Source organism: Trujillonella endophytica (genome assembly GCF_900110555.1).
GTDB lineage: Bacteria > Actinomycetota > Actinomycetes > Mycobacteriales > Geodermatophilaceae > Trujillonella > Trujillonella endophytica.
This window is the reverse complement of record NZ_FOEE01000005.1, coordinates 276,255-300,682: the sequence shown is the minus strand read 5'-3', so window position 1 is coordinate 300,682 and position 24,428 is coordinate 276,255. Positions and strand designations below refer to the sequence as shown.

At 76.4% G+C, this 24,428-nt stretch carries 22 protein-coding genes; 18 read left to right on the top strand and 4 right to left on the bottom strand.

Annotation, left to right across the window (positions count from 1 at the left end):
- Positions 1–19 precede the first annotated feature (19 nt).
- Complete coding sequence (locus BMY88_RS10605; RefSeq protein WP_091942846.1) at positions 20–358, bottom strand: sterol-binding protein; 339 nt, start codon at positions 356–358, stop codon at positions 20–22.
- Positions 359–555: 197 nt separating this feature from the next.
- Between BMY88_RS10605 and BMY88_RS10600 the strand changes: the two genes are divergently transcribed.
- From BMY88_RS10600 to BMY88_RS10580, 5 genes are all read left to right on the top strand, one after another.
- Positions 556–735 (top strand): hypothetical protein, encoded by a 180-nt coding sequence (locus BMY88_RS10600; RefSeq protein WP_091942844.1) that lies wholly within the window; start codon positions 556–558, stop codon positions 733–735.
- Entirely contained in the window at positions 735–1,532 is a 798-nt protein-coding gene (locus BMY88_RS10595; protein WP_091942842.1) for a TlyA family RNA methyltransferase, read from the top strand. Before BMY88_RS10600 ends, BMY88_RS10595 begins: the two co-directional genes overlap by 1 nt.
- A 64-nt stretch (positions 1,533–1,596) precedes the next feature.
- The gene (locus tag BMY88_RS10590) at positions 1,597–2,649 is read left to right on the top strand and encodes an NAD kinase (protein WP_091942840.1); all 1,053 of its coding nucleotides are present in this window, start codon (positions 1,597–1,599) and stop codon (positions 2,647–2,649) included.
- Entirely contained in the window at positions 2,627–4,429 is a 1,803-nt protein-coding gene (gene recN / locus BMY88_RS10585) for a DNA repair protein RecN (RefSeq protein WP_211435591.1), read from the top strand. The genes BMY88_RS10590 and recN overlap by 23 nt, the downstream gene beginning before the upstream one ends.
- A gap of 147 nt (positions 4,430–4,576) precedes the next feature.
- On the top strand, positions 4,577–5,290 hold the full coding sequence (locus BMY88_RS10580; protein WP_091942838.1) for a class I SAM-dependent methyltransferase: 714 nt from the start codon (positions 4,577–4,579) through the stop codon (positions 5,288–5,290).
- Between the two features lie 197 nt (positions 5,291–5,487).
- Here the strand turns inward: BMY88_RS10580 and BMY88_RS10575 are convergent, their stop codons facing one another.
- Positions 5,488–6,498 (bottom strand): TetR/AcrR family transcriptional regulator, encoded by a 1,011-nt coding sequence (locus BMY88_RS10575; RefSeq protein ID WP_244524585.1) that lies wholly within the window; start codon positions 6,496–6,498, stop codon positions 5,488–5,490.
- A gap of 205 nt (positions 6,499–6,703) precedes the next feature.
- Here BMY88_RS10575 and steA point away from each other — a divergent pair, with 205 nt between their 5' ends.
- The 8 genes from steA to BMY88_RS10535 are packed head-to-tail and all read left to right on the top strand — an operon-like array spanning position 6,704 to position 17,191.
- Positions 6,704–7,849: a putative cytokinetic ring protein SteA gene (gene steA / locus BMY88_RS10570; RefSeq protein WP_244524584.1), complete on the top strand. Its 1,146-nt coding sequence runs from the start codon at positions 6,704–6,706 to the stop codon at positions 7,847–7,849.
- Positions 7,846–8,793, top strand: a complete 948-nt coding sequence (locus BMY88_RS10565) for a copper transporter (protein WP_091942834.1) — start codon at positions 7,846–7,848, stop codon at positions 8,791–8,793. Before steA ends, BMY88_RS10565 begins: the two co-directional genes overlap by 4 nt.
- Before the next feature lie 29 nt (positions 8,794–8,822).
- Positions 8,823–9,647, top strand: a complete 825-nt coding sequence (locus BMY88_RS10560) for a hypothetical protein (RefSeq protein WP_091942946.1) — start codon at positions 8,823–8,825, stop codon at positions 9,645–9,647.
- Positions 9,648–9,678: 31 nt separating this feature from the next.
- Positions 9,679–11,304, top strand: a complete 1,626-nt coding sequence (gene murJ, locus BMY88_RS10555) for a murein biosynthesis integral membrane protein MurJ (RefSeq protein WP_091942832.1) — start codon at positions 9,679–9,681, stop codon at positions 11,302–11,304.
- Positions 11,301–12,452 carry a glycosyltransferase family 4 protein gene (locus BMY88_RS10550; RefSeq protein WP_244524583.1) on the top strand — a complete coding sequence of 384 codons (1,152 nt, stop codon included), beginning with the start codon at positions 11,301–11,303 and terminating at the stop codon, positions 12,450–12,452. The genes murJ and BMY88_RS10550 overlap by 4 nt, the downstream gene beginning before the upstream one ends.
- Positions 12,449–14,875, top strand: a complete 2,427-nt coding sequence (locus BMY88_RS10545; protein ID WP_244524582.1) for an alkaline phosphatase family protein — start codon at positions 12,449–12,451, stop codon at positions 14,873–14,875. The genes BMY88_RS10550 and BMY88_RS10545 overlap by 4 nt, the downstream gene beginning before the upstream one ends.
- The gene (gene pyrG / locus BMY88_RS10540; protein WP_091942830.1) at positions 14,850–16,592 is read left to right on the top strand and encodes a CTP synthase; all 1,743 of its coding nucleotides are present in this window, start codon (positions 14,850–14,852) and stop codon (positions 16,590–16,592) included. Before BMY88_RS10545 ends, pyrG begins: the two co-directional genes overlap by 26 nt.
- Positions 16,592–17,191, top strand: coding sequence for an NUDIX domain-containing protein (locus BMY88_RS10535; RefSeq protein ID WP_091942828.1), 600 nt, complete (start codon positions 16,592–16,594; stop codon positions 17,189–17,191). Before pyrG ends, BMY88_RS10535 begins: the two co-directional genes overlap by 1 nt.
- 10 nt (positions 17,192–17,201) lie before the next feature.
- On the opposite strand, the gene BMY88_RS10530 is transcribed toward BMY88_RS10535, so the two are convergent.
- Positions 17,202–17,801, bottom strand: coding sequence for a hypothetical protein (locus BMY88_RS10530; RefSeq protein ID WP_091942826.1), 600 nt, complete (start codon positions 17,799–17,801; stop codon positions 17,202–17,204).
- 230 nt (positions 17,802–18,031) lie between these two features.
- Here BMY88_RS10530 and BMY88_RS23820 point away from each other — a divergent pair, with 230 nt between their 5' ends.
- Positions 18,032–19,789 carry an alpha/beta hydrolase domain-containing protein gene (locus tag BMY88_RS23820; RefSeq protein WP_091942824.1) on the top strand — a complete coding sequence of 586 codons (1,758 nt, stop codon included), beginning with the start codon at positions 18,032–18,034 and terminating at the stop codon, positions 19,787–19,789.
- 12 nt (positions 19,790–19,801) lie between these two features.
- Here BMY88_RS23820 and BMY88_RS10520 read toward each other — a convergent pair whose 3' ends face one another.
- A complete protein-coding gene (locus BMY88_RS10520) occupies positions 19,802–20,434 on the bottom strand; it encodes a hypothetical protein (RefSeq protein ID WP_170861054.1) in 633 nt (210 codons plus the stop codon).
- A gap of 198 nt (positions 20,435–20,632) precedes the next feature.
- On the opposite strand from BMY88_RS10520, the gene ald reads away from it, so the two are divergent.
- The 4 genes from ald (at position 20,633) to BMY88_RS10500 (ending at position 24,415) form a co-directional block, all read left to right on the top strand.
- Positions 20,633–21,736 (top strand): alanine dehydrogenase, encoded by a 1,104-nt coding sequence (ald, locus tag BMY88_RS10515; RefSeq protein WP_244524581.1) that lies wholly within the window; start codon positions 20,633–20,635, stop codon positions 21,734–21,736.
- Between the two features lie 32 nt (positions 21,737–21,768).
- Positions 21,769–22,707: a site-specific tyrosine recombinase XerD gene (locus BMY88_RS10510; protein ID WP_244524580.1), complete on the top strand. Its 939-nt coding sequence runs from the start codon at positions 21,769–21,771 to the stop codon at positions 22,705–22,707.
- Positions 22,708–22,980: 273 nt separating this feature from the next.
- Positions 22,981–23,826: a ParA family protein gene (locus BMY88_RS10505; RefSeq protein WP_211435590.1), complete on the top strand. Its 846-nt coding sequence runs from the start codon at positions 22,981–22,983 to the stop codon at positions 23,824–23,826.
- 73 nt (positions 23,827–23,899) lie between these two features.
- Complete coding sequence (locus BMY88_RS10500; RefSeq protein ID WP_091942817.1) at positions 23,900–24,415, top strand: hypothetical protein; 516 nt, start codon at positions 23,900–23,902, stop codon at positions 24,413–24,415.
- Positions 24,416–24,428: the final 13 nt, after the last annotated feature.

The following is a 24,428-nucleotide window of genomic DNA, read 5'->3' as shown; positions in this document are numbered from 1 at the left end:
CAGCCGCCGCGACCCCGGGTCAGAGCAGAGAGCGCAACCGGAGCATGTCCCGCAGCCCGGCCTCGAGCTTGACGCGGCCCGAGGCCCACGCCGGGCCGAAGGACAGCGAGCCGGTGGTCAGGGCCACCAGGTCGTCGCTGCTCATCGTCAGCCGGATGTCCGCCTTGGGCCCGGCCGCCCCGTCGTCCTCGGCGCTCAGGTCCCGCACCGCCCCGCCGGCCAGCCGCCCGCGCAGCACCTGGCCGAGGTCGGGCAGTCGGCAGGACAGGGAGCGGTCCAGGCCCTGGGCGGCGGGCTTGCTCGCGAGGTCGCCCAGGATGCCCTGGAGCGCGGTCATGCACTGCTCGATCGTCGCCACGCGGGCTGACCTCCTCGTCGTCCGGGCTCGGTGCGGGTCGGGGGACCGGTGGCCGCGGGGGATGCCCGCCGTCACCGGCCGACGCGGGCGTGCCCGTCGTCCCCGGCCGGTAACCTCGCAGCCGGGACCAGACCCCACCACATCCGCCGGGCGGCCGCGCACGCCGCCTGCCCCGACACCCACGAGAGGCGGCCGCGATGTCCGAGCCCAGCCGGCCGCGTCCCGTGCCCGGGCCGCCCCCGAGCGAGGCGAGGGAACCGACCGCCGGAGAGCGCCTGGAGGGCCTCGACGAGCGCCCGCTCGCCGAGCACGTCGAGCTCTTCGAGGCCGAGCACGCCCGACTCGAGCGCGAACTCCGCACGATCGACCAGCTCTGATGGCGCGCCGCAGCCGGCTCGACGCCGAGCTCGTGCGGCGGGGCCTGGCCCGGTCCCGCGAGCACGCCGTCGCCCTCATCGCGGAGGGCCGGGTGGCGATCGCCGGGCAGGCGGCGACGAAGCCCGCGACCGGGGTGGAGGCCGCGACGCCGGTCGTCGTCCGCACCGACCCGGACGAGCACCGGTGGGTCTCCCGGGGCGCGCACAAGCTCCTCGGCGCCCTCGACGCCTTCGGGGTGGCCGTCGAGGGCCGGCGTGCCCTGGACGCCGGCGCCTCGACCGGCGGCTTCACCGAGGTCCTGCTGAGCCGGGGCGCGCGCGAGGTCGTCGCCGCCGACGTCGGCTACGGGGAACTGGCCTGGTCGTTGCGCACCGACGGGCGGGTGCACGTCCACGAACGCACCAACGTCCGCAGCCTGACCCCCGAGCAGATCGGCGGGCCCGTCGACCTCGTGGTGGCCGACCTGTCGTTCATCTCGCTGCGCCTGGTGCTGCCCGCGCTCACCGCCTGCGCCACCGCCGAGGCCGACCTGCTGCCCATGGTCAAGCCGCAGTTCGAGGTCGGCCGGGAGCGGCTGGGCGCCGGTGGCGTCGTCCGCGACCCCGCCGCGCGCCGGGCCGCGGTGCTCGAGGTCGCGCAGGCCGCCGCCGCGCTGGGCTGGGGCACCGCCGGGGTGGTCGCCAGCCCGTTGCCGGGACCGGCGGGGAACGTGGAGTTCTTCCTGCACCTGCGCCGCGACGCCGGCCCTCCGCAGGAGGACGACGTGCAGCGAGCGGTCGACGAGGGGCCGCAGTGACGGGGGTACCGGTGGAACCGGCAGCGGGGCGGGACGGTCGACGACGAGGACGGGAGGGGACGACGTGACGGACGGCATCGCGGTTCCGTGGAGCACCGGCGGGGCCAGGCACGTGCTCCTGGCCGTGCACACCGGCCGGCGCGACATCGTGGACCTGGCCCGCCGTTCGGCCGACCGGCTGACCCGCGCGGGCATCACGGTCCGGGTGCTGGCCGACGAGGCCCCGGACCTGGCCATCGAGGGCGCCCAGGTCGTACCGGCCGACTCCGACGCCGCCCGCGGCGCCGAGATCGTCATGGTCTTCGGCGGCGACGGCACGTTCCTGCGCGCGGCCGAGCTCGCCCGCTACAGCAACGCGGCGCTCATGGGCGTGAACCTGGGCCGGGTCGGCTTCCTCGCCGAGACCGAGCCCGAGGCGGTGGAGGAGACCCTCGCCGCGATCGAGCGCTGCGAGTACTCGGTGGAGAAGCGCCTGGCGATCGAGGTCGACGTCATCGACGCCTCCGGCGTGGTGGTCGGCGGCACCTGGGCGCTCAACGAGATCTCGGTGGAGAAGGCGGAGCGCTCCCGGGTGCTCGACGTCGTCCTCGGCATCGACGGCCGCCCGCTGACCAGCTTCGGCTGCGACGGCGTCCTGTTCGCCACCCCCACCGGCTCCACCGCCTACGCGTTCTCCGCCGGCGGGCCCGTGGTGTGGCCCGACGTCGAGGCGCTGCTGCTGGTGCCGACCAACGCCCACGCCCTCTTCGCCCGGCCGCTGGTGACCAGCCCCGACTCGGTGCTCACCGTGGCCGTGCCGCCGGACGGCAACCGCGCCCGCGTCTCCGCCGACGGCCGCCGCACGCTCGACGTGCCCGACGGCGGACGGGTCGAGGCGCGCCGCGCCGCCCGGCCGGTGCGGATCGCCCGCGTGCACCCGACCAGCTTCGGCGATCGGCTGGTGGCCAAGTTCGGGCTGCCGGTCCGCGGCTTCCGGGAGGCCCGTCTCCCCGAGACCCGGGCGCACGGCCCGGGTCGCGAGGCGCCGTGGTCGGGCCGCAACGTGCTCGAACGCGACGTCGTCGCCCCGCACGACGGCCGCGGGGAGGTGACCGGTGCCCCGGACGACGACGCGTGAGCGAGCCGCCGCGCAGGTGCCGGCCCCGCCCGCCGCACCCGCCCGGCTCGGCCGCCTCACCGAGTTCCGCATCCGCGGTCTGGGCTCGATCGACGACGTCACCCTGGAGCTCGGACCCGGCCTGACCGTCGTCACCGGCGAGACCGGCGCCGGCAAGACGATGGTGGTCACCGGCCTGACCCTGCTGTTCGGCGGCCGAGCCGACCCCGGCCGGGTGCGCGCCAACGGCCGGGCCGGGGTCGAGGGCCGGCTGGTGCTGCCCGCCGAGTCGCCGGTGTGGGAGCGCGCCGCGGAGGCCGGCGCCGAGCCCGACGACGACGGGAGCCTCATCCTCGCCCGCACCGTCAGCGCCGAGGGCCGCTCCCGCGCGCACCTGGGCGGCCGCAGCGTGCCGGTCGGTGTGGTGGCGGAGCTGGCCGAGGGGCTGCTCGCCGTCCACGGGCAGAGCGACCAGCTGCGGCTGTCGCGTCCCGCCGAGCAGCGCCGGGCCCTGGACCGCTACGCCGGCGCCGACCACCTCGCGCTGCTGGACCGCTACCGCGACGCGTACGCACGGTGGCGCGCGCTCGCCGCGGACCTGGAGCGCCGCCAGGGCCAGGCGCGGGAGCTCGCCCAGGCCGCCGACGTGCTGCGGCACGGCCTGGAGGAGATCGAGGCCGTCGCCCCGCAGCCGGGGGAGGACGACGAGCTCGACGCGCAGGCCCGCCGGCTCGGCGACGCCGACGCGCTGCGGACGGCGGCCGACGAGGCGCGGCTGGCCCTGGTCGGCGACGTCACCGGCGACCTCGGCGGGGGAGGGGACCTGCCCCAGGACGCGACGGCGGCCCTGGCCCTCGCCGAGCGGGCGCTGGCCGGCTCGGGCGATCCGGCGCTCGTCCTGCTCGCCCAGGACCTCGCCGACGCCGTCGCCGTCGTCTCCGACGTGGCCGGCCAGCTCGCCGGCTACGTCGCCGACCTCGACGCCGACCCCGCCCGGCTGGCGGAGGTGCTGGACCGTCGGGCCGCGCTGACCGCGCTGGTCCGCAAGTACGCCGCCGCCGGCGAGGGCGTGGCCGGCGTCCTCACCTGGGCCGCGGACGCCCAGGGCCGGCTCGACCAGCTCGACGTCTCCGACGAGGCCCTCGAGGCGCTCACCGCCGAACGCGACGCCGCCCGCGCCGAGGTCGACGACCTCGGTGGCGCGGTGTCGGCTGGCCGGCGCGCGGCCGCGGACGGGTTCGCCGCGGAGGTGGGCCGGGAGCTCGCCGGGCTGGCGATGAAGAGCGCGCGGGTGTCCTTCTCCGTCGACAGCCACCCCGACGAGCCCGGGCCCGAGGGCGCCGACGAGGTGGTGCTGCTCCTGGCCGCGCATCCCGGCGCGCCACCGCGACCGGTGCACAAGGGTGCCTCGGGCGGCGAGCTGTCCCGGATCATGCTCGCCATCGAGGTCGTGTTCGCCGGCGCCGACCCGGTCCCGGTCATGGTGTTCGACGAGGTCGACGCCGGGGTCGGAGGGTCCGCCGCGGGCGAGATCGGAAGGCGGCTGGCCCGGCTGGCCCGCGACCACCAGATCGTCGTCGTCACGCACCTGGCCCAGGTGGCGGCCTACGCCGACACGCACGTGGTCGTCGACAAGTCGCCGGACGCCGGCGCAGGGGTCACCGCGACCGACATCCGCGCGGTCCGCGACGAGGACCGGGTGCGCGAGCTGGCCCGGATGCTGTCCGGGCTGGCCGACAGCGACACCGGGCAGGCGCACGCCCGGGAGCTGCTCGCCGTCGCCGCCGAGGCGCGGAACTGACCCGGACGAAAGTGTCACTGTCTGCCACCGATCGGGCGACGGAGGACTGATCGTCGGGACGCCGGGGTAGGGGCCGGTCGTGCGCAACCCAGATCAGGTCAGCGAAGACCACCGGGCACCGTCGGCGTTCCTCCCCGGGGCCGCCCGGTGAGCTGCTTCTCCTCGGCCGACGAGTCGGCCCACTACGGGTTCAGCGTGTGCATGTTGCTCCAGCACTATCGCGAGCAGCTGGGCTGGGAGCGCGACGGGGTGGTCGAGCTCGGTACCGGTGACGCGACCGCCATCGCCGACGTCGTCGCCGGGCTGCCCGGCCTGCGCGTCCGCAGCTTCGACATCAGCGCCCCGTCGGTGGCGCAGGCCCAGGCCAACATCGCCGGGCGCGGCGTGGCCGACCGCTACACCGTGGAACTCGGCGACTTCTTCGACGGTGCGGACTCCACGGGCGCCCCCGCGGCGCGGACCGTCATCTCCAACCCGCCCTACATTCCCGCGCCCGACCGCGACATCCTCATGCCCGAGCTCTGGGGCGGCATCTACGGCAACGACCTGTCGCTGGCGCTGCTGAAGGCGGGCTACGACAACGTCGTCCTGGCCGTGCCGAGCTACTCCGACCCGGTCACGACGCTGGGCACCGCCGCAGACCTCGGCTACCGGGTGGTCAACTTCCTCGCCATGGGCCTGGACTTCGGCCCGTACAGCGCCGAGCCGAAGGTCGCCCGGCACATCCGCCGCATCGTCGACGAGGGCCGCGGCTGGGCCGGCGACGACGAGTACATGGTCGCCGTCGCGCTGTTCACCCGCGACGACACCATCCCCGGCGACCGGATGGGTCAGCTGCTCAAGGCGCTCCAGCTGGGCTGACTCCCCGGGGCATTTCTGCGCCGTTGCGCGGTGCAGAAGCGCGAAATTGCTCCGGGGCAGAAGCGCGAAGTTGCGCGGTGCGGAAGCGCGAAGTTGCGCGGTGCGGAAGCGCGAAGTTGCGCGGGTGCGGAAGCGCGAAGTTGCGCGGTGCGGAAGCGCGAAGTTGCCCCGGGGCGGAAGCGCGGAATTGCCCGGGGTCAGCGGCGCTTCGCGTAGCCGGCCAGGCCGAACTGGAGCAGTGCCAGGCCCTTCTCCCCGCGCGCCAGCAGCTCCGCGCACAGCGCCGGGCCGGTGACGCCGGCCAGGACGCGGTCGCGCGCGAGCTCGAGCAGCCCGGCGTAGAGCCCGAGGACGGCGTGGGCGGCCAGCCACGGCTCCAGGGAACCCGGCTCGGCGGCCGTCTCCTCGGCGACGAGCCCGGCCAGTGCCGACGTCAGCTCGCCCAGGATCTCCCGCTCGCGGACCTGCAGGGTGCGGCTTCCGCGGATGACGGCGGCCATCTCGGCCACGCCGGTCGCCGCCTCCTCCGACCCGAGCCCGCTCATCGCCGCGACCACAAAGCTGCCCGCGGCCGCGGCCACCGACTCTCCTGCGGGACGGTGGCGGACGGCGTCCAGCAGGGCAGCGCGCATCGGCGGGTCGGCCTCGAAGACCAGGCCCTCCTTGACCGGGAAGTGGTTGAAGACGGTCTTCTCGACGACGCCGGCGCGCTGCGCGATCTCCACGACGCTGACCGTGTCGAAGCCGCGCTCGGCGAACAGCTCGGCCGCGGCGTCGACGATGCGGGCGCGGGTCTGCTGGCGGCGGCGCTCGCGCAGCCCCGGGCCGCGCAGAGTCCGCCGTCCCCGGCGGCCCCGCGCGGGCGCCTCCGCGCCGTCGGGCACGGGCGCGGGCGAGGTCCCCGGCGCGGCACCGGGCACGGGCACGGCACCGGACCCGGCTCCGGGCACGGCCGCAGCACCGGGCACGGGCGAGCTTCCCGGCGCGGCTCCGGGCACGGCCGGGGGGCCGGAGTCCGCGACCGGGGCGGTGTCCGGGTCGCCGACCGGGGCGGGGGCGCCGATCGTGCCGTCGGTCGAGCCCGCGGCGGGGGCTTCGCCGGCGTCGGCCGGGGGCGGCCCGGGCACCGCGGGGTCGGGGGTCGGGGCGACGTCCGTGCCGTCGCCCCGGTCGGTCGGCTGGATCACTGCAGGCGCCCCGTGTGTCACGCCAGCAACGCTAGACAGCCGCCGTGGGCGCTCCGGCGCGACCGCCCGAGGCACGGACCCCTGCGTGTCGCGGGACAGTGGTGTCGAGCACGCTGCGTGACCGGATCGTCGCTGCTGCGCGTCGGTGGGAGTCGCCCGTCCGGGTGCGTGGCAGCATCGCCCCATGCGCATCGGCACCTTGCGACGGGGCCGGGGCCAGGAACAGGTGTCAGGCGTTCCCGGCACTGCCCGGCTCGACCGCCGCACCAAGAACCTCACCAAGCGGCTCCGGCCCGGTGACATCGCGGTGATCGACCACGTCGACATCGACCGGGTCAGCGCCGACTCCCTCGTCGCGTGCAAGGTCGCCGCCGTCGTCAACGCCGCGCCCAGCATCTCCGGTCGCTATCCCAACCTGGGTCCGGGGATCATCGCCGAGGCGGGCATCCCGCTGCTCGACGGCGTCGGCAAGGACGTGTTCACCGCCCTCCAGGAGGGCGCCGCGGTCCGGGTGGACGGCGACACGCTGTACCGGGCCGACGGCACGCCCGCCGCGAAGGGCACGCTGCAGACGCGCGAGTCCATCGACGAGGCGATGGCCGAGGCGAAGGCGGGCCTGTCGGTCCAGCTCGAGGCCTTCGCGGCCAACACGATGGAGTACATGAAGCGGGAGCGCGCGCTCCTGCTCGACGGCGTCGGCGTGCCCGACGTCCGTACCCGGATCGACGGCCGGCACGTCCTGATCGTCGTGCGCGGGTACGACTACAAGGAGGACCTGCAGGCGCTGCGGGCCTACATCCGTGACTACCGGCCGGTGCTCATCGGCGTCGACGGCGGCGCCGACGCGCTGATCGAGGCCGGCCACCAGCCCGACATGATCATCGGCGACATGGACTCGGTCAGCGACGACGTGCTGCGCTGCGGTGCGGAGGTCGTCGTGCACGCCTACGCCGACGGCCGCGCCCCCGGCCTGGCCCGCGTGCAGGAGCTCGGCGTCGACGCCATCACCTTCCCGGCCTCGGCGACCAGCGAGGACATCGCGATGCTGCTGGCCGACGAGAAGGGCGCCACGCTCATCGTCGCCGTCGGCACCCACGCGACCCTCGTGGAGTTCCTCGACAAGGGCCGCGGCGGCATGGCGTCGACCTTCCTCACCCGCCTGCGGCTGGGCGGCAAGCTCGTCGACGCCAAGGGCGTCAGCCGGCTCTACCGTAGCCGCATCTCGACCCTCACCCTCGTCGTCCTCGTCCTGGCCGCGCTGGTGTCCATCGGCGCCGCCCTCGCGGCCTCCACGGCCGGGCAGATCTACTTCGACCTGCTGGTCGACAAGTGGGACGGCTACATGTTCTGGCTGGAGAACCTCCTCTCGTGATCGACTTCCGGTACCACATCGTCTCGCTCGTCGCGGTGTTCCTGGCCATCGCCCTCGGCATCGTCATCGGCACGACGGCGCTCAACGGCCGGGTCCTCGACGACCTGGAGGACCAGGTCACGGGCCTGCAGGAGGACAAGCGCAACCTCGAGGACAACACCCAGGCGCTGCAGGCCCGCCTGGACACCGGGGACCTGTTCGAGGAGGCCGTGGGCCCGGCGCTCGTCGCCGGCACCCTCGCCGAGCGCAGCGTCCTCCTGGTCCTCGACGGCGAGGTGGACGACGACGCGGTGGACGCCGTCGGCGTGCTGATCGGGCAGGCCGGCGGCACGCTCACCGGCACGATCCGGCTGACCGACGCCTACGCAGACCCGGCCAACGAGACCGCGCTGCAGAACTACGTCACCGGGTCCGGGCGCCCGACCGGGGTGACGCTGCCCGCCACCGACGACACCGGCGAGCTGGTCGCCTCGGTGCTGGCCCAGGTGCTGGTCAACCCGCCGGGCGTCGTCCCGGCGCCGGACTCGGCGCAGCTGTCGTCGGTGCTGGCCGGGCTCTCCGCGCTCGACGTGCTGACCCAGGAGTCGCCGTCGGTCCAGCCCGCCGACCACGTGATCGTGCTGACCGAGGGCGCGGTGGAGGGCGACGACGCGGAGGCCCGGCTGGACACCCTGGTCGAGCTGGTCACCGCTCTGGACGGCGCCGGCTCCGGTGCCGTCGTGGCCGGGAACGCCGCGGCGGCCGGGGACGACGGCCTGATCGGCGTCCTCCGCAACGACCCGGAGGTCTCCGGCCTGGTCTCGACGGTCGACAACGTCGACACCGCCGCTGGCCGGATCAGCAGCGTGCTCGCGCTGAGCCAGGAGGGCGAGGGCACCTCCGGCAAGTACGGCACCGGCGAGGACACCCAGCCCGTGCCGCCGGTGCCCGCCGCCACACCGTGACCGGGGGTCGCGCCGGCACGCCGGGCCGCTTGCTGCTCGCCCTCGGTGGTGCCGCGGCGGCACGCGCCGCGCTGATGGCCGCCACGGCCCTGGACGCACGCCCCGCCGGCGCCCCCTGGCGCCGCACGAACTACGCCGGGCGCCCGGTGACCCTGCTCGGCGGGCCTGCCCTCGCCGTCGCCGCCACCGCGTCGGCCGCGCTCGGCGCACCGGCCGGCAGTGCCGCCGCGGCCGCCCTGGTGGGCACCGTATCCGGGGTGGTCGGGGGCTACGACGACCTGGCCGGCGCCCGCCCCGAGCAGGCGCGGGACAAGGGACTGGCCGGTCACCTCGCCGCGCTGCGCGCCGGCCGGGTGTCGGCGGGAGCCGTGAAGGTCGCCGGGATCGGCGCGGCGGCCGCCGCGGCCGCGGTGCTGACCTCCCGGCGGGGGGCGCCGGCCGGGGCCGCGCTGGCCGACGGCGTGCTGGCCACCGGGCTGGTCGCCGGCACCGCGAACCTGCTGAACCTGCTCGACCTGCGGCCGGGCAGGGCCGCCAAGGCCGCCGCCGCGCTCGCCGCCCTGACCGCGTGGGGCCCGGCCGGCGGCCTCTCCGCGGGCCCGCTCGGCGCCGCGCTGGCCGTGCTGCCCGCCGACCTCGGCGAGCGGGTCATGCTCGGCGACAGCGGCGCCAACGCCGTCGGCGCCGTGCTGGGCCTCCGGCTGGCCGCCCTGCCCTCCCGCCGGGTCCGGGCGGCGCTGCTGGGCGGTGTCGTCGCGCTCACCCTGGCCAGCGAGAAGGTCAGCTTCACCCGGGTGATCGAGGCGACCCCGGGGCTGCGGGAGCTGGACCGGCTCGGCCGCCTGCCGACGTGACCGGGCTCGCGGGGTCGCGCGGGACCGGCCGGTGACCGCACGGGGGGTCGCGGGTGCCGCCGCGCTCATCGCGGCACTCACCGTCCTGGCCCGGCTGGCCGGCTTCGGCCGGACCCTGGTCTTCACCAACGCCGTCGGCGCCGACAGCACCGGCGACACCTACACCGCGGCCAACACGGTGCCCAACATCGTGTTCGAGGTCGTCGCCGGCGGGGCGCTGGCGAGCCTGGTGGTGCCGATGCTCGCCGGGGGGATCTCCTCCGGCGACCGGGAGCAGGTGCGCCGGACGGCGTCGGCCCTGCTGGGCTGGACCCTGCTGGTCCTCGCCCCGCTCGCGGTGCTCGTCGCGCTGCTGGCCGGGCCGATCGCGCGGCTGCTGCTCGGCGGCGACGGCGGGGCCGAGTCCGACCTCGCGGCCCGCTTCCTCGTCGTCTTCGCCCCGCAGGTGGTGCTCTACGGCCTCGCGATCGTGCTGGCCGGGGTGCTGCAGGCCCACCGCCGGTTCGCCGCGCCGGCGCTGGCGCCGCTGCTGTCCAGCGTCGTCGTCGCGGGGGCCTACCTGCTGTTCGCCGCGATGGACGGCGGGCGCGACGCCGAGGACCTGGACCGCCCGGCCGAGCTGGTGCTCGGGATCGGGACCACCCTCGGGGTCGCCGCGCTGGCGCTGTGCCTGGTCCTGCCGGTGCGGCGGCTGCGGCTGGGCCTGCGGCCGTCGCTGCGCTTTCCGGTCGGCGTCGCTCCCCGGGTCGCCCGGCTCGCGCTCGCGGGCGTGCTCACGCTCGCCGGCCAGCAGCTGGTCGCGGCCGTGGCGATCCGGCTGGCCAACGACGGCGCCCCGGACGGCACCCAGGTCGTCTACACCGCCGGGCTCACCCTCTTCCTCGTGCCGTGGGCGGCGATCGCGGTCCCGCTGGCGACGTCGGCCTATCCGGGCCTGGCCGAGCGGGCGGAGCAGGGCGACCGGACCGGTTTCGCCCGCGCCCTGGCCCCCGTCACGGTCCTGGGCACCGTCGGCTGCGCCGCGGCGGCGGCGGTGCTCGTCGGTGCGGCCGGCCCGATCGCCCGCGTCTTCCTGCTCGACGAGCCCCCGGAGACGGTGGCCGCCCTGCGCGACACGATCATCGCCTTCGCACCCGGCCTGGTCGGCTACGGCCTGGTCGCCTTCCTCACCCGGGCGCTGTACGCGCAGGGGCTGTGGAAGGCGCCCACGGTGTGCGTCGTCGGCGGCTGGACGCTGGCCGTCGTCGCGGACGTCGTACTGGCCGGGGCGCTCGACCCGGCCGATCGCGGGCTCGCGCTCGCGGCCGGGCACACCCTCGGGGTGACGGTCGCGGGCGCCGCGCTGCTGGTCGTCGTCGCGCGGGTTGCCGGCGCGCAGGCGCTGTCCGGGATCGGCCGCGCCGGGGGAGCGGCGCTGCTCGCGGCGGCGCTGGGCGCGGCCGGTGGGCTCGCGGTGGCGCGGCTGCTGGACGCCGATCCGGTGCCGGGCACCGGGCCCCTCGGCACACTCCTCTCCGGCGCCGCGGTGGCGGCAACCGTGCTGGTGATCGTCGCGGCCGTCATCATGGGCACCGCGCGCGGCCCGTTGACCGACGCCGTCCGCGCGCTGCGGGCGCCGGACCCCGTGCCCATCGAGCAGCCGGGAGGTGGCAGGTGACCGAGCTCCGCGGGGCCGGGGTGCACCCCCTGACCGGACGGCGGGTGGCCGAGGTGCTGGCGACCAGCACCGGAGGCGTGGGCACCCACGTGCGCGCCGTCCTGCCCGCGCTGCGGACCGCGGGCGCCGACGTACTCGTGTGCGGCGCGCCCGCGACCGAGGAGCTCTTCGGCTTCCACGCGGCCGGCGCCGGGTTCGTCCCCGTCGGCATCAGCGCCGGGCTGGCCCCTGCCGCCGACGCCCGCGCCGTCGCCCAGCTCCGCCGGGCGCTCGCCGGCGTCGACCTCGTGCACGCCCACGGCCTGCGCGCCGGCCTGGTCGCCGCGGCCGCGCTGCGCCTGCCCGGGACGCCGCGCCGGCCGCTGGTCCTCACGCTGCACAACGCCCTGCCCGACGGGGGCGGGCTGAAGCGGCGGGTGCTCGCCGCCGCCGAGCGGGCCACCGTGCGCGGGGCGGACGTCGTCCTGGCCGCGTCCGACGACCTCGCCGACAACGCTCGCCGGCTGGGCGCCCCCGACGTCCGCACCGCGCCGGTGAGCGCCCCCGCCCTGCCGGCGGCCACGCGGACGCGGGAGGAGGTCCGGGCCGCGCTCGGCGTGCCCACGGGCCGGCCGCTGGTCGTGGCCGTGGGGCGGCTGCACCCGCAGAAGGGCTACGACGTCCTGCTCGACGCCGCCCGCAGCTGGACCGGCGACGCCGTGCCGCTGGTGGCGATCGCCGGGGACGGGCCGCTGCGGGCGGAGCTGGCGGCCCGGATCGCCGCGCAGCACCTGCCCGTGCTGCTGCTCGGCCGCCGCGACGACGTGGCCGACCTGCTCGCCGCGGCCGACCTGTGCGTGCTCCCGTCGCGGTGGGAGGCCCGGTCCCTCACCGCCCAGGAGGCGCTGCGCGCGGGGACGCCGCTGGTGGCCACCCGCACCGGGGGGCTGCCCGGCCTGGTCGGGGACGCCGCCGAGCTGGTCCCCGTGGGCGACGCCCCCGCCCTCGCCGCGGCGGTGACCGCGGTGCTCGCCGACCCCACCCGTGCCCGCGCCCTCGCGGAGGCCGGCCGCCGGCAGGCCGCGAGCTGGCCCGACGAGGCCGCCACCGCCCGCGGGCTCGTCGCCGTCTACCGGGAGCTGCTCGGCCCGCCGGGAGGGCTCCCGTGATCCGGCGCGGGGCGGCGGTGCTGCTCGCCGTCCTCGCGGTGCTGCTGGGGACGGCGGGACCCGCGGCCGCGGCGCCGGGTCCGGACGACGGGTACCGCGCCGACCGGGTGCTGATCGTCGGCGTCCCCGGGCTGACCTGGGCCGACGTCACCCCGGAGGCGACGCCGCAGCTGTGGGCCCTCGCCGAGGAGTCCACCGTCGGCGCCATGTCGGTGCGGGCGGTCCGCGCGACCACCTGCGTCCTGGACGGGTGGGCCACGATCGGCGCGGGCAACCGGGTGCGCGTGCCCGGGCCCGACGACGGGCTGCCGCCGGTGCCCCTGCCGACGGTGCCGATCCCGGAGGACCCCGCCGACCCGGCCGCGCCGACCGGACCGGCGGCCGACGAGGAACCCGCGCTGGACAGCTCGCTCACCTACTGCGGGTTGCAGGAGCGGCTGGTCAGCGTCGGCCTCGAGGACCCCTGGGCGACCGTGCAGCGCACGGCCGAGGACCGGGGCACCGACCGCTTCGGCGGCGAGCCGGCGGCGCTGGGCCGGGCCGTCGGCTGCGCCACGGTCGTCGGGCGGGCCCCGGCGCTGGCCGTCGCGGCGCCGGGCGTGGAGCTGGGCCGCAGCGAGGCGCTGCCCGCCGATCCGGCCGGCCTGCAGGCCCTGCTGTCGGGCTGCCCCTTGTCGCTGGTGTCGCTGGACGCGCTGCTCACCGCGGGCCGGCCGGGCGTCGACCGCACCGACGACGGCACCGAGCCCCGCCCGCGGGCCGCCGCGCTGGCCCGCATCGACGAGGCGGTGGGCCGGCTGCGCGCCGCGGTCGACGCGCTGCCGGGGGAGACGCTGCTGCTCCTGCAGGGCATCTCCGAGGTCAACGACGGTCGCCCGCAGCTGCACGTCGGGATGGCCGCGGGCCCGGGTTTCGGCTCCGGCTGGCTCACCTCGGCGAGCACCGGCCGGGCGCCCTACGCCCAGCTGATCGACGTCGCGCCCACCGCGCTGCGGGCGCTGGGGGAGGAGCCGCCGGCCTCGTTCAACGGGCAGCCGATGCGCGCCACCGGCGAGCGGCCGGACCTGGCCGAGGCGGCCGCGACGCTGGTCGACGCGAACACGGCCGCGACCACCCACCACCGGCACACCGGCTACTTCTTCTGGTCGCTGGTCGCCGTCTCCGCCCTCGTGGTGGTGGCCGGCGCCGCGGTGCTCGGGCTCCGGTCCCGGCCGCGTGCGGGCCGGGGGCGTGCGGGCCCGGTCGCCGTCGGCGCGCTGCGGCTGGTCGCCCTCGCCGCGGCCGCCCTGCCGGTCGCGACCTACCTGGGCGGCGTGGTGCCCTGGGAGCGCTCGTCGGCGCCGCTGCCAGCGCTCACCGCGGCCGTGCTCGCCGCCGACGCCGTCGTGGTCGCGATCGCGCTCCTGGGGCCGTGGCGCCGCCGGCGGCTGGGACCGGCTGCTGTCGTCGCGGGCGTCACGCTGGCCACGCTGATCGGCGACGTGCTCACCGGCTCGCGCCTGGAGCTGGTGGCGCCGCTGGGCTACGACCCGATCGTCGCCGGCCGGTTCACCGGCTACGGCAACCTCAGCTTCGGGCTGCTGTCGGTCTCCGCGCTGCTGGTCGCCGCCGGGCTGGCCACCGCGGCCGGCCGCCGCGCGCGTCCCGACCGGGCCCGGGCCGTCACCGGGTTCACCGTGCTCGCGGTCGGGGTGGTCGTCGTCGGGGTGATCGGCGCGCCGCCGCTGGGCCGCGACTTCGGCGGGGTGCTGGCGGCGCTGCCGGGCTTCGTGCTGCTGGCCATGCTGCTCACCCGCACGCGCGTCACCGTCATCCGGCTGGCCGGGGTCCTGGCGATGGCGGTGCTCGCCGTCGGCACGGTCGCCGTCCTGGACTGGCTGCGCCCGGCGGCCGACCGCACGCACCTGGGCCGGTTCGTCGAGCAGGTGCTCACCGGCGAGGCGTGGACGGTCGTCAGCCGCAAGGCCGAGGCCAACCTCGACATCGCGATGCGCAGCCCGCTGGCCTGGATGCTGCCGGTGGCGCTGGTCGCCGCGGTCTGGCTGGTGCGACCGGGCGGGCTGCTGCGCACCCCCCGGCGTCCGGCCGGGGAGGGCGGCGCGGCCGGGAACGGCGCCGGCGCCCCGGGGACCGCCGCGGGCAGCGCGCGGCTGGTCCCGGCCGACGCCGTCGTGCTCCGCGCGGCGCTGGTCTCGGCGGCGCTGAGCCTGACCCTCGGCGCGGCGGTCAACGACTCGGGCGTCGCCGTCCCGGGGACCGCGGCGACGCTGCTGGTCCCGCTGATGGTCTGGCTGGCCACCGGGCCGTCGCGGGCGGTCGGTCCGCCGGCGGACGTGGCCGAGCGCACCTCCTCGTCGGGGCCGAACGGGGAGGGGGACCGTGTTACGGTCGTCTCCCGTGGGTCGACCGTCAGGAACGCTTGATCAGTCCGCATCCCGGAGCCTCCTCCACAACTCGCAGCCGCCGAAGTTCGTCTTCGTCACCGGTGGCGTCGTGTCCTCCCTCGGCAAGGGACTGACCGCGAGTTCGTTGGGCGCCCTGCTCTCCAGCCGTGGCCTGCGGGTCACGATGCAGAAACTGGATCCCTACCTCAACGTCGATCCCGGGACGATGAACCCGTTCCAGCACGGCGAGGTGTTCGTCACCGAGGACGGCGCCGAGACCGACCTCGACGTCGGCCACTACGAGCGCTTCCTCGACATCGACCTGTCCGGCCGGGCCAACGTCACGACCGGGCAGGTCTACTCCGAGGTGATCGCCAAGGAGCGGCGCGGGGAGTACCTGGGCGACACCGTTCAGGTCATCCCGCACATCACCAACGAGATCAAGTCGCGGATCATGGCCGGCGCCGAGGGCCCGGACCGGGTGGACGTGATCATCACCGAGATCGGCGGCACCGTCGGCGACATCGAGTCGCTGCCGTTCCTCGAGGCCGCCCGCCAGGTCCGCCACGAGATCGGCCGGGACAACTGCTTCTTCCTGCACATCTCGCTGGTGCCCTACATCGCGCCGTCCGGTGAGCTGAAGACCAAGCCGACCCAGCACTCGGTCGCCGCGCTGCGCAGCATCGGCATCCAGCCCGACGCGCTGGTGTGCCGGTCGGACCGGGACATCAACGACGGGCTCAAGCGCAAGATCAGCCTGATGTGCGACGTCGACGCCGAGGGCGTCATCTCCTGCCCCGACGCGCCGTCGATCTACGACATCCCGAAGGTCCTGCACCGCGAGGGCCTGGACGCCTACGTCGTCCGCCGCCTGGGTCTGCCCTTCCGCGACGTCGACTGGACGGTGTGGGGCGACCTGCTCGACCGGGTGCACGCGCCGAAGCGGACGGTGACGATCGCGCTGGTCGGCAAGTACATCGACCTGCCCGACGCCTACCTGTCGGTCAGCGAGGCGCTGCGGGCCGGCGGGTTCGCCCACCGCAGCCGGGTGCAGCTGCGCTGGGTGCCGTCGGACGACTGCGAGACCCCCGAGGGCGCGGAGAAGGCGCTCGCCGGGGTCGACGGCGTCTGCGTGCCCGGCGGCTTCGGCGTCCGCGGCATCGAGGGCAAGCTCGGCGCGATCCGGCACACGCGGGTCAACGGCATCCCGACCCTCGGCCTGTGCCTGGGCCTGCAGTGCATGGTCATCGAGTACGCCCGCGACGTCGCCGGGCTGCCGGGGGCCAACTCCGCGGAGTTCGACCCGGAGACCCCCGACGCGGTGATCGCCACGATGGCCAGCCAGGTCGACGTCATCTCGGGCGAGCGGGACATGGGCGGCACGATGCGGCTGGGCAGCTACCCGGCCGCGCTGCAGAAGGGCTCGGTCGTGGCCGGCGCCTACGGCAGCACCGAGATCACCGAGCGGCACCGGCACCGCTACGAGGTGGCCAACGCCTACCGCGACCGGCTGTCGGAGGCCGGCCTGGTCTTCTCCGGCACCTCCCCGGACGGGCTGCTCGTGGAGTTCGTCGAGCTGCCGCGGGAGTCGCACCCGTTCTTCGTCGGCACCCAGGCGCACCCGGAGCTGAAGAGCCGCCCGACCCGGCCGCACCCGCTGTTCGCGGCGTTCGTGCAGGCGGCCGTGGAGTTCCAGGAGTCGGCGCGGCTGCCGGTGCCGCTCGGGGACGAGGAGATCGAGAAGGTCGGCATCTGATGTCGCAGCCGCCGGCCGACGGCGACTACCGGGTGGTCTCCAGCGAGACCGTGCACGCCGGCCGGGTGATCAGCCTGACCGTCGACACCGTGACGATGCCCGGGGGTGGGCAGAGCGTCCGCGAGGTGGTGCGCCACCCGGGCGCGGTCGCCGTGGTCGCGCTCGACGAGGCCGGCGACGTCGTCCTGCTGCGGCAGTACCGGCACCCGGTCGGCGGCTACCTGTGGGAGCTGCCGGCCGGGCTGCGCGACGCCGACGGCGAGCCGCCCCTGGAGACGGCGAAGCGGGAGCTCGCCGAGGAGGTGCTGCTGGCCGCGCAGCGGTGGTCGCTGCTGACGACGTACTTCAGCAGCCCCGGCTTCTGCGACGAGCACGTGCTGGTCTACCTGGCCGAGGGGCTCTCGGACGTCGACCGGCCCGCCGGGTTCACCGTCGAGCACGAGGAGCTCGACATGACGATCGAGCGGGTGCCGCTGGCCGAGGCAGTCCGGCGGGTGTTCGCCGGGGAGATCCGCAACCCCTCCGCCGTCGTCGGGCTGCTGGCCGCCGACCGGTACCGCGCCGGCGCCGTGGACCTCCGCCCGGTCGACGCGACCTGACGGGCCCTGCTCAGCCGATGACGACGGGGGACGTGCTGCCCACCTGGACGAACTCCATCAGCTGCGCCTCGTCGTCCCAGACCTGCTCCTCCAGCCAGAACACGTAGGGCACGCCGGAGGTCAGCCCGGTCATCGTCGTGCTCACCTCGCCGCAGTCGTCGCGCTGCGCGACCAGCTGCTGCGGCGGCGCGGGCTGCAGGCCGGTGACCAGCTGCTGGCTCACCGCCTGCACCCGGTAGCCGCGGACGACGTCGTTGTCGCTGTCGGCCATCCAGCTGAGCGTGGCCGAGCCGACGCCGGGCACGATCGCCGGCACGATCCGCCGCGGGCTGCTGTAGCCGCCGCAGGGAGCGGGGGGCGGGGTGTAGGAGTGGATTATCCCGCGCGGCACCGTGGGCGGCACGAACTCGACGTCGAGGTCGCGGGGAACGGGCACGGCGACGCCGGGCACACGCACCGAGGGGTCGGGGACGTCGAACCCGGTGTCCTCGACCGCCTGCGGAACCTGCGGCACCTGCGGGAGCTGGTTGGTCGGGCCCGCGTCGCGGAACGGCGACCAGGACGCGGTGACCTGCGCGGCCAGGTCCGCGGCGGGCGCGCCGAGGACCACCAGCCCGATCGCGAGGACGGCGGCCGCTGTACCGGCGCTCCCGGCGAGCGAGCGACCGCGCCGGGGGGTGCGTCGTCCCGTGCCCCGGGCCGGAGGCCGGCCCCTGCGTCGGCTCGGCCGGCGTCGCGCCTGTCCCATCCCCACCTCCGGTTCCGGAAGGTCCATCGGCGCGCGGGGCCCCGGTGTTGAGCCGAGCGGACGCCGTCCGCCGTCGGCGCTAGGTTCCGTGCGTGCTGGAGCGCCTGGAGGTCACCGGAACGGCCGAGGGCCCGTACCCGGGCTACCAGTACGAGCGCGCGGTGGCGCACCTCGGGTTCGACCCCGACCATCCGGCCAACGCGGGGGTGGTGGACCTGCCCCTCGCGCCCCGGGGCGCCGGTGGCCTGGTCCGGGCCGAGGCCGACGTCCGGGTGCTGCGGCCGACGGGCGGCGGCAACGGCCGGCTGCTGGTCGTCGTGCCCAACCGCGGCCTGACGATGGGCGTGCCCCTGAGCGCGGACACCGATCCGCTGCGGATGCTCGACCCCGAGCCCGACCCCGGCGACGGCTTCCTGCTGCGCCGCGGCTGGACCATCGCGTGGTGCGGCTGGCAGTGGGACGTCCCCGACGGCGAGGGGCGGCTGGGGGCGCGGGTTCCGCGGGCGGACGTCGATCCCGGCTGGCTGCGCGTCGAGTTCCGCCCCGACGTCGCCCAGGACGCCCACCCGCTGAGCGATTCGTCGCCGTTCCTGCGGTTCACCGACCTGCCCACGGTCGACGTCGACGACCCCGAGGCCGTACTCACCGTGCGGACGACGCCGCACGGACCGGGCACCGTGGTGCCGAGGCAGGACTGGCGCTTCCCGACGCCGACGAGCGTCGAGGTCGACGGCGGGTTCCGGGCGTTCTGCTGGTACACGCTGCGCTACCGCAGCGCCCTCGCCCCGGTCGGCGGGGCGGGCCTCCTCGCGTTCCGCGACGTCAGCGCGTTCCTGCGGCGCGACGCCGACGCGGCGTTCGCCTTCGGCGTCTCGCAATCGGGGCGGTTCCTGCGCCAGTTCCTGACCGACGGCCGCGCGGTCGACGAGGATGGACGCCGGGTGTTCGACGGCGTCCACGCGCACGTGGCCGGCGCCCGGCGGGGCGAGTTCGACAAGCGCTTCGGGCAGCCGGCGCTGACCCACCCGATGACGCCGGAGTGCGGGCCTCCCCACGACAGCGCGGGGGTGCTGGCCCGGCACCGGGCATCGGGGGTGGCGGCGCCCAAGGTGCTGCTCACCAACAGCGCGAGCGAGTACTGGCGCGGGGACGGCGCGCTGATCCACTCCGACTCCCGCACCGGCGCCGACCTGCCCGAGGACCCCGACACCCGCGCCTACGTCCTCGCCGGGGTCGACCACCTGGGGCGGTTCCCGATGAAGGACGCGCTGCCGCTGGCCAACCCGCCGAACGCGCTCGACGCCACGCCGGTCGTCCGGGCGCTGTTCCTCCGCCTGGTCGCGTGGGCGTGCGACGGGGTGGAGCCGCCCGCCGGCCGGGTGCCCCGCCGGTCCGACGGCACGGCCTGGACCAGGGAGCAGGTGCTCGCCCGCTTCCCGCTCGCCGCCCGCCCGGACCCCGGGGCGCTCCCGCAGCAGCCCGTCGTCGCCCCCGGGGTCCCGGACTGGCTGCTGACCGAGGCGGAGCCCCTACCGGTGCTGGTGAGCGCCGTGGACGACGACGGCAACGAGGTGGCCGGCGTCCGGCTGCCCGCGGTCGAGGCGGCGGTGGCCGCGCACACCGGCTGGAACCCGAGGCGTCCGGTGCCGGGCCTGCCGGACGCGCTCTACGAGTTCGCCGGCAGCCGGCTGCCGCTGCAGTCGGGGCGGCCGGTGCCCGACGCCGGCACGGTGGAGGCGGCGGGGCGGGCCGCGGCACGGCGGCTGGTCGACGAGGGGTTCCTGGAGGACGAGGACGTCGAGCGGACGGTCGCCGAGGCGCTGGCGCAGCGGACGGCGGTCACCGGATAGGCGGTCCGGCGCTCAGGAGGGCGCCGTGACGCCGTCCGGTGCCGGCAGGTGCAGGCCCAGCCGCGCGGCCTCCAGCCCGGCCAGCAGGCGCGTCGCGGCCGGGTCGCCGGCCCGCCAGGCCGCGCCGGTGCCCGGCGGCAGCGCGGCCAGGCGGGGCAGCGGCGCCGTCGCGATCGCCCGGGTGGCGAGCAGGTCCAGGCCCGGGGCGCCGGAGCCGAGCAGCCGGGAGGCCGCCGTCGCCTCCCGCGACCAGCCCAGCCGGGCGGGCAGCCAGCGCAGCAGCAGCCAGCCCACCGGGAGGACGACGAGGACGACGGCCAGCCAGAACGCGAGCGTGGCGACACCGTCCTGCGCCGCCTGGCCCGCGCCGCCTACCGAGGCCCCGGCCGACCCGAGGGCATCGAGCGGGCCGGCCAGCTCGTCGCCGACGACCGGCACGTCCCCGGCGACGTCGGCCGCGTCGCCCATGCTGTCGGCGACCGAGGCGCCCAGGGACTCCACCGCCTCGCCCGGCTCCGCCAGCGTGAGCACGGCACCGTGCACCGCCCGCGCCACCAGCACCCACAGCACGGTCCACGCGAGCATGCCGAGGTCGGCGAGCACCTGGGCCAGCCTCGTGTCCGGTCGCTCGGCGTACAGGCGCACAGGTGGTTCCTTCCGGTCGGGGTCCCCGCTGATCGTGGGCCAGCCGCGGCGACCCGGCAGCCCGAGCGCCCCCGCCCGCCGTCGTCGTCCGCTCCTAGACTCCGCGCCGAGCGCCCCCGACCGGGGCGCCGCGAGCAGGCCGCGCGCGCCGACGACCTCGGGGCCGGGCCGGAGCCGGAGCTGACCGTGCGCGTCGGGGTGCCCCGAGAGATCAAGAACCACGAGTACCGGGTGGCGCTGACCCCCGCCGGGGTGCACGAGCTGACCCGGGCCGGGCACGCGGTGCTCGTCGAGCGCGGGGCGGGGGAGGGCTCCTCCATCCCCGACGCGGACCTGGTCGCCGCCGGCGCGACCGTCCTCGCCGACGCCGACGACGTCTGGGCCGACGCCGACCTGCTGCTCAAGGTCAAGGAGCCCGTCGCCGAGGAGTACCGCCGGCTGCGCGCGGGCCAGACGCTGTTCACCTACCTGCACCTGGCGGCCTCGCGCGAGTGCACCGAGGCGCTGGTCGCCTCGGGCACCACCGCGATCGCCTACGAGACGGTGCAGACCGCCGACGGCGCGCTGCCACTGCTGGCGCCGATGTCGGAGGTGGCCGGCCGGATGGCGCCACAGGTGGGGGCGCACGCGCTGGAGCGGGCGCACGGCGGGCGCGGGGTGCTGCTGGGCGGGGCGCCGGGCGTCTACGCGGCGAAGGTCGTCGTCCTCGGGGCGGGCGTCGCCGGGATGAACGCCGCGGCCATCGCGCTCGGGATGCAGGCCGAGGTGATCGTGCTGGACCGCGACGTCGACAAGCTGCGCGCCGCCGACCGCATCTACCAGGGCCACCTGCAGACCGTGGCCTCCAACGCCTACGAGGTGGAGCGCGCCGTGCTCGACGCCGACCTGGTCGTCGGCGCGGTGCTGGTGCCGGGGGCGCGGGCGCCGAAGCTGGTGACCGACGACCTGGTCGCCCGCATGAAGCCGGGGTCGGTGCTCGTGGACGTGGCGGTCGACCAGGGCGGCTGCTTCGAGGGGACGCGCCCCACCACGCACGACGAGCCGACCTACCGGGTGCACGGATCGGTGTTCTACTGCGTGGCGAACATGCCGGGCGCGGTGCCCAACACCTCGACCCACGCGCTGACCAACGTCACGCTGCCCTACGTCATGGCCCTGGCCGGCGGGGGCACGGCGGCGGCGGTGCGGGCCGACCGGGCGCTGGCGCACGGCGTCAACGTGGCGGCCGGGCGGGTGGTGCTGCCCGAGGTCGCGGAGGCGCACGGCATGCCGGCGGTCCCGCTCGAGGAGGTCCTGTCCTGACCGGCACGCCGAGCACCGACGCCGGGCCCGACGTGGAGCGCGTCGTCGGCGGCTACCTCGACCACCTCACCGTCGAGCGCGGCCTGGCCGCCAACACGATCTCCTCCTACCGGCGGGACCTGCGCCGCTACACCGCGTTCCTCGCCGCCGCCGGGGTCCGCGGGCTGGGCGAGGTGGCCGAGGCCGACGTCTCCGCGTTCCTGGCCGCCCTGCGCCGCGGGGACGACGTCCACCCGCCGCTGTCGGCCACCTCGGCCGCCCGCGCCGTGGTCGCCGTCCGCGGGCTGCACCGCTTCGCCGCGCTGGACGGGCTGGTGACCGACGACGTCGCCGCCGAGGTCCGCCCGCCCGCCGCCGCCCGGCGGCTGCCGAAGGCGCTGCCGGTGGAGGCGGTGGTGGCGCTCATCGAGGGTGCCGGGGCGCTGGAGGGCCCGCGCGGCCTGCGCGACCGGGCGCTGCTCGAGGTGCTCTACGGCACGGGGGCGCGCATCTCCGAGGCCGTGGGGCTGACCGTGGACGACGTCGACCGCGGCCAGGCCGTCGTCCGGCTGGCGGGCAAGGGCGGCAAGCAGCGGATCGTGCCGGTCGGCAGCTACGCGCTGCGCGCCGTGGAGGACTACCTCGTGCGGGCGCGCCCGGAGCTCGCGGCGGCCGGCTCCTCCAGGGGCCGCGCCGGCGCGTTGTTCCTCAACGCCCGGGGCGGCCCGCTGTCGCGGCAGAGCGCGTGGTCGATCCTGCGGGCGGCCGCCGAGCGCGCCGGGTCGGCGGCGGAGGTCTCGGTGGACGACGTCTCCCCGCACACGCTGCGGCACAGCTTCGCCACCCACCTGCTCGACGGCGGCGCGGACGTCCGCGTCGTGCAGGAGTTGCTCGGGCACGCCTCGGTGACGACGACGCAGGTCTACACGCTGGTGACGGTGGACCGGCTCCGCGAGGTGTACGCGACCAGTCACCCGAGAGCGCTCACCTGACAGTTGGAAGCGGTCGGCTCCGGCTACTTCTGCCTACGGGTTCCGCTTGATGTTGCCGGTGTGTTGGCAGGTGTAGCTGACGGCGACACGCTCGCGGCGTGCCTCCTGGGTGATCGCTCACCGAGTCCCTACCGTCGTGTCGACCCGAGCGGTGGGGAAGACCGCATCGACGCGCCGCGTCGGACCGGGCCTGAGCTGGAGGCGACACCGACCATGGCGATCCGAGGGGATGCGGCCCCTGCCGTCGCGCGACCGCGCGAGAACGAGCCCCAGATGGGCGGTGCGGCCTCGAAGCAGGACCCCGCCCGCGCCCGGCAGCGCCCGCTGCCCGAGCCGCGGCCGCTGACCCAGCACGGGCCGGCGCAGGTCATCGCCATGTGCAACCAGAAGGGCGGCGTCGGCAAGACGACGTCGACCATCAACCTGGGCGCGGCCCTGGTCGAGCAGGGCCGCAAGGTGCTGCTCATCGACCTGGACCCCCAGGGCGCCCTGTCGGTCGGGCTGGGCGTGCCGGCCCAGAACATGGACCGCACCATCTACAACGCCCTCATGGAGCGGCGCACCACGCTGGCCGACGTCCGGGTGCCCACCGACATCCCCGGCCTGGACCTGGTGCCCAGCAACATCGACCTGTCGGCCGCCGAGGTGCAGCTGGTCAGCGAGGTCGCCCGCGAGCAGACCCTGCTGCGCGTGCTGGCCGACGTCCGCGACGAGTACGACTACATCCTCATCGACTGCCAGCCCAGCCTCGGCCTGCTGACCGTCAACGCGCTGACCGCGGCGCAGGGCGTGATCATCCCGCTCGAGTGCGAGTTCTTCTCCCTGCGCGGCGTCGCCCTGCTGGTCGACACCATCGAGAAGGTCAAGGAGCGGCTCAACCCCGACCTGGAGATCTCCGGGATCCTCGCCACGATGTACGACACCCGCACGGTGCACTGCCGCGAGGTGTTCAGCCGGGTGGTCGAGGCGTTCGGGGACACCGTGTTCCAGACCGTCATCCACCGCACGGTGCGCTTTCCCGAGACCACGGTCGCCGGCCAGCCGATCACCACGTGGGCGCCGACGTCCTCCGGCGCGCAGGCCTTCCGGGACCTCGCGAAGGAGGTCATCGCACTGTGAACGAGCGTGCGAGTTCACCGATGGACGACGGGCGCCGCGGAGCGCGTCCGACGACCGCTGGCGAGGAGATCGCGTGACGCGTCGTCCCGTCCTCCCGGGTGCCTCCGAGCTGTTCCGGCGCACCGACACCCCGCCCGCGCCCGAGGTCACCGAGCTGCCCAGCGTCGCGGCGACCACGACCTCTCCCGCGCTGCGCGGTCAGGCCGCGGCCCCGCGCCGGACGGCCACCGTGCCCGGCGTCGAGGAGTCCATGCCCGGGCTGACCCTGGTGCCCGCCGGTGCCGACGCCGACCCGCTCGCCGCCTACCGGACGTCGCCCCCCGCGGCCCCGGCGCTGGCGCCGCAGCCGCCGCGCACCCGCGGCAAGGCGGTGCGCACCGAGCGCACCAAGCACGACGAGAAGATCACCGTCTACATCTCCGCCGACGAGCTGCTGGAGCTGGAGAGCGCCCGGCTCACCCTGCGCGGGCAGCACGGCGTGGCCGCCGACCGCGGGCGCATCGTGCGCGAGGCGATCGCGGTGCTGCTGGCCGACCTGGCGGAGTCCGGCGAGGACTCGGTGCTCGTCCGGCGGCTGAAGGGCCGCTGACCCATAGGCTGGG

Bases quoted from the DNA above. Each gene is read 5' to 3' on its own strand.
- BMY88_RS10600 (WP_091942844.1), top strand. From the start codon at position 556: ATGTCCGAGCCCAGCCGGCCGCGTCCCGTGCCCGGGCCGCCCCCGAGC.
- BMY88_RS10595 (WP_091942842.1), top strand. From the start codon at position 735: ATGGCGCGCCGCAGCCGGCTCGACGCCGAGCTCGTGCGGCGGGGCCTG.
- BMY88_RS10535 (WP_091942828.1), top strand. From the start codon at position 16,592: ATGTCGCAGCCGCCGGCCGACGGCGACTACCGGGTGGTCTCCAGCGAG.
- BMY88_RS10505 (WP_211435590.1), top strand. From the start codon at position 22,981: ATGGGCGGTGCGGCCTCGAAGCAGGACCCCGCCCGCGCCCGGCAGCGC.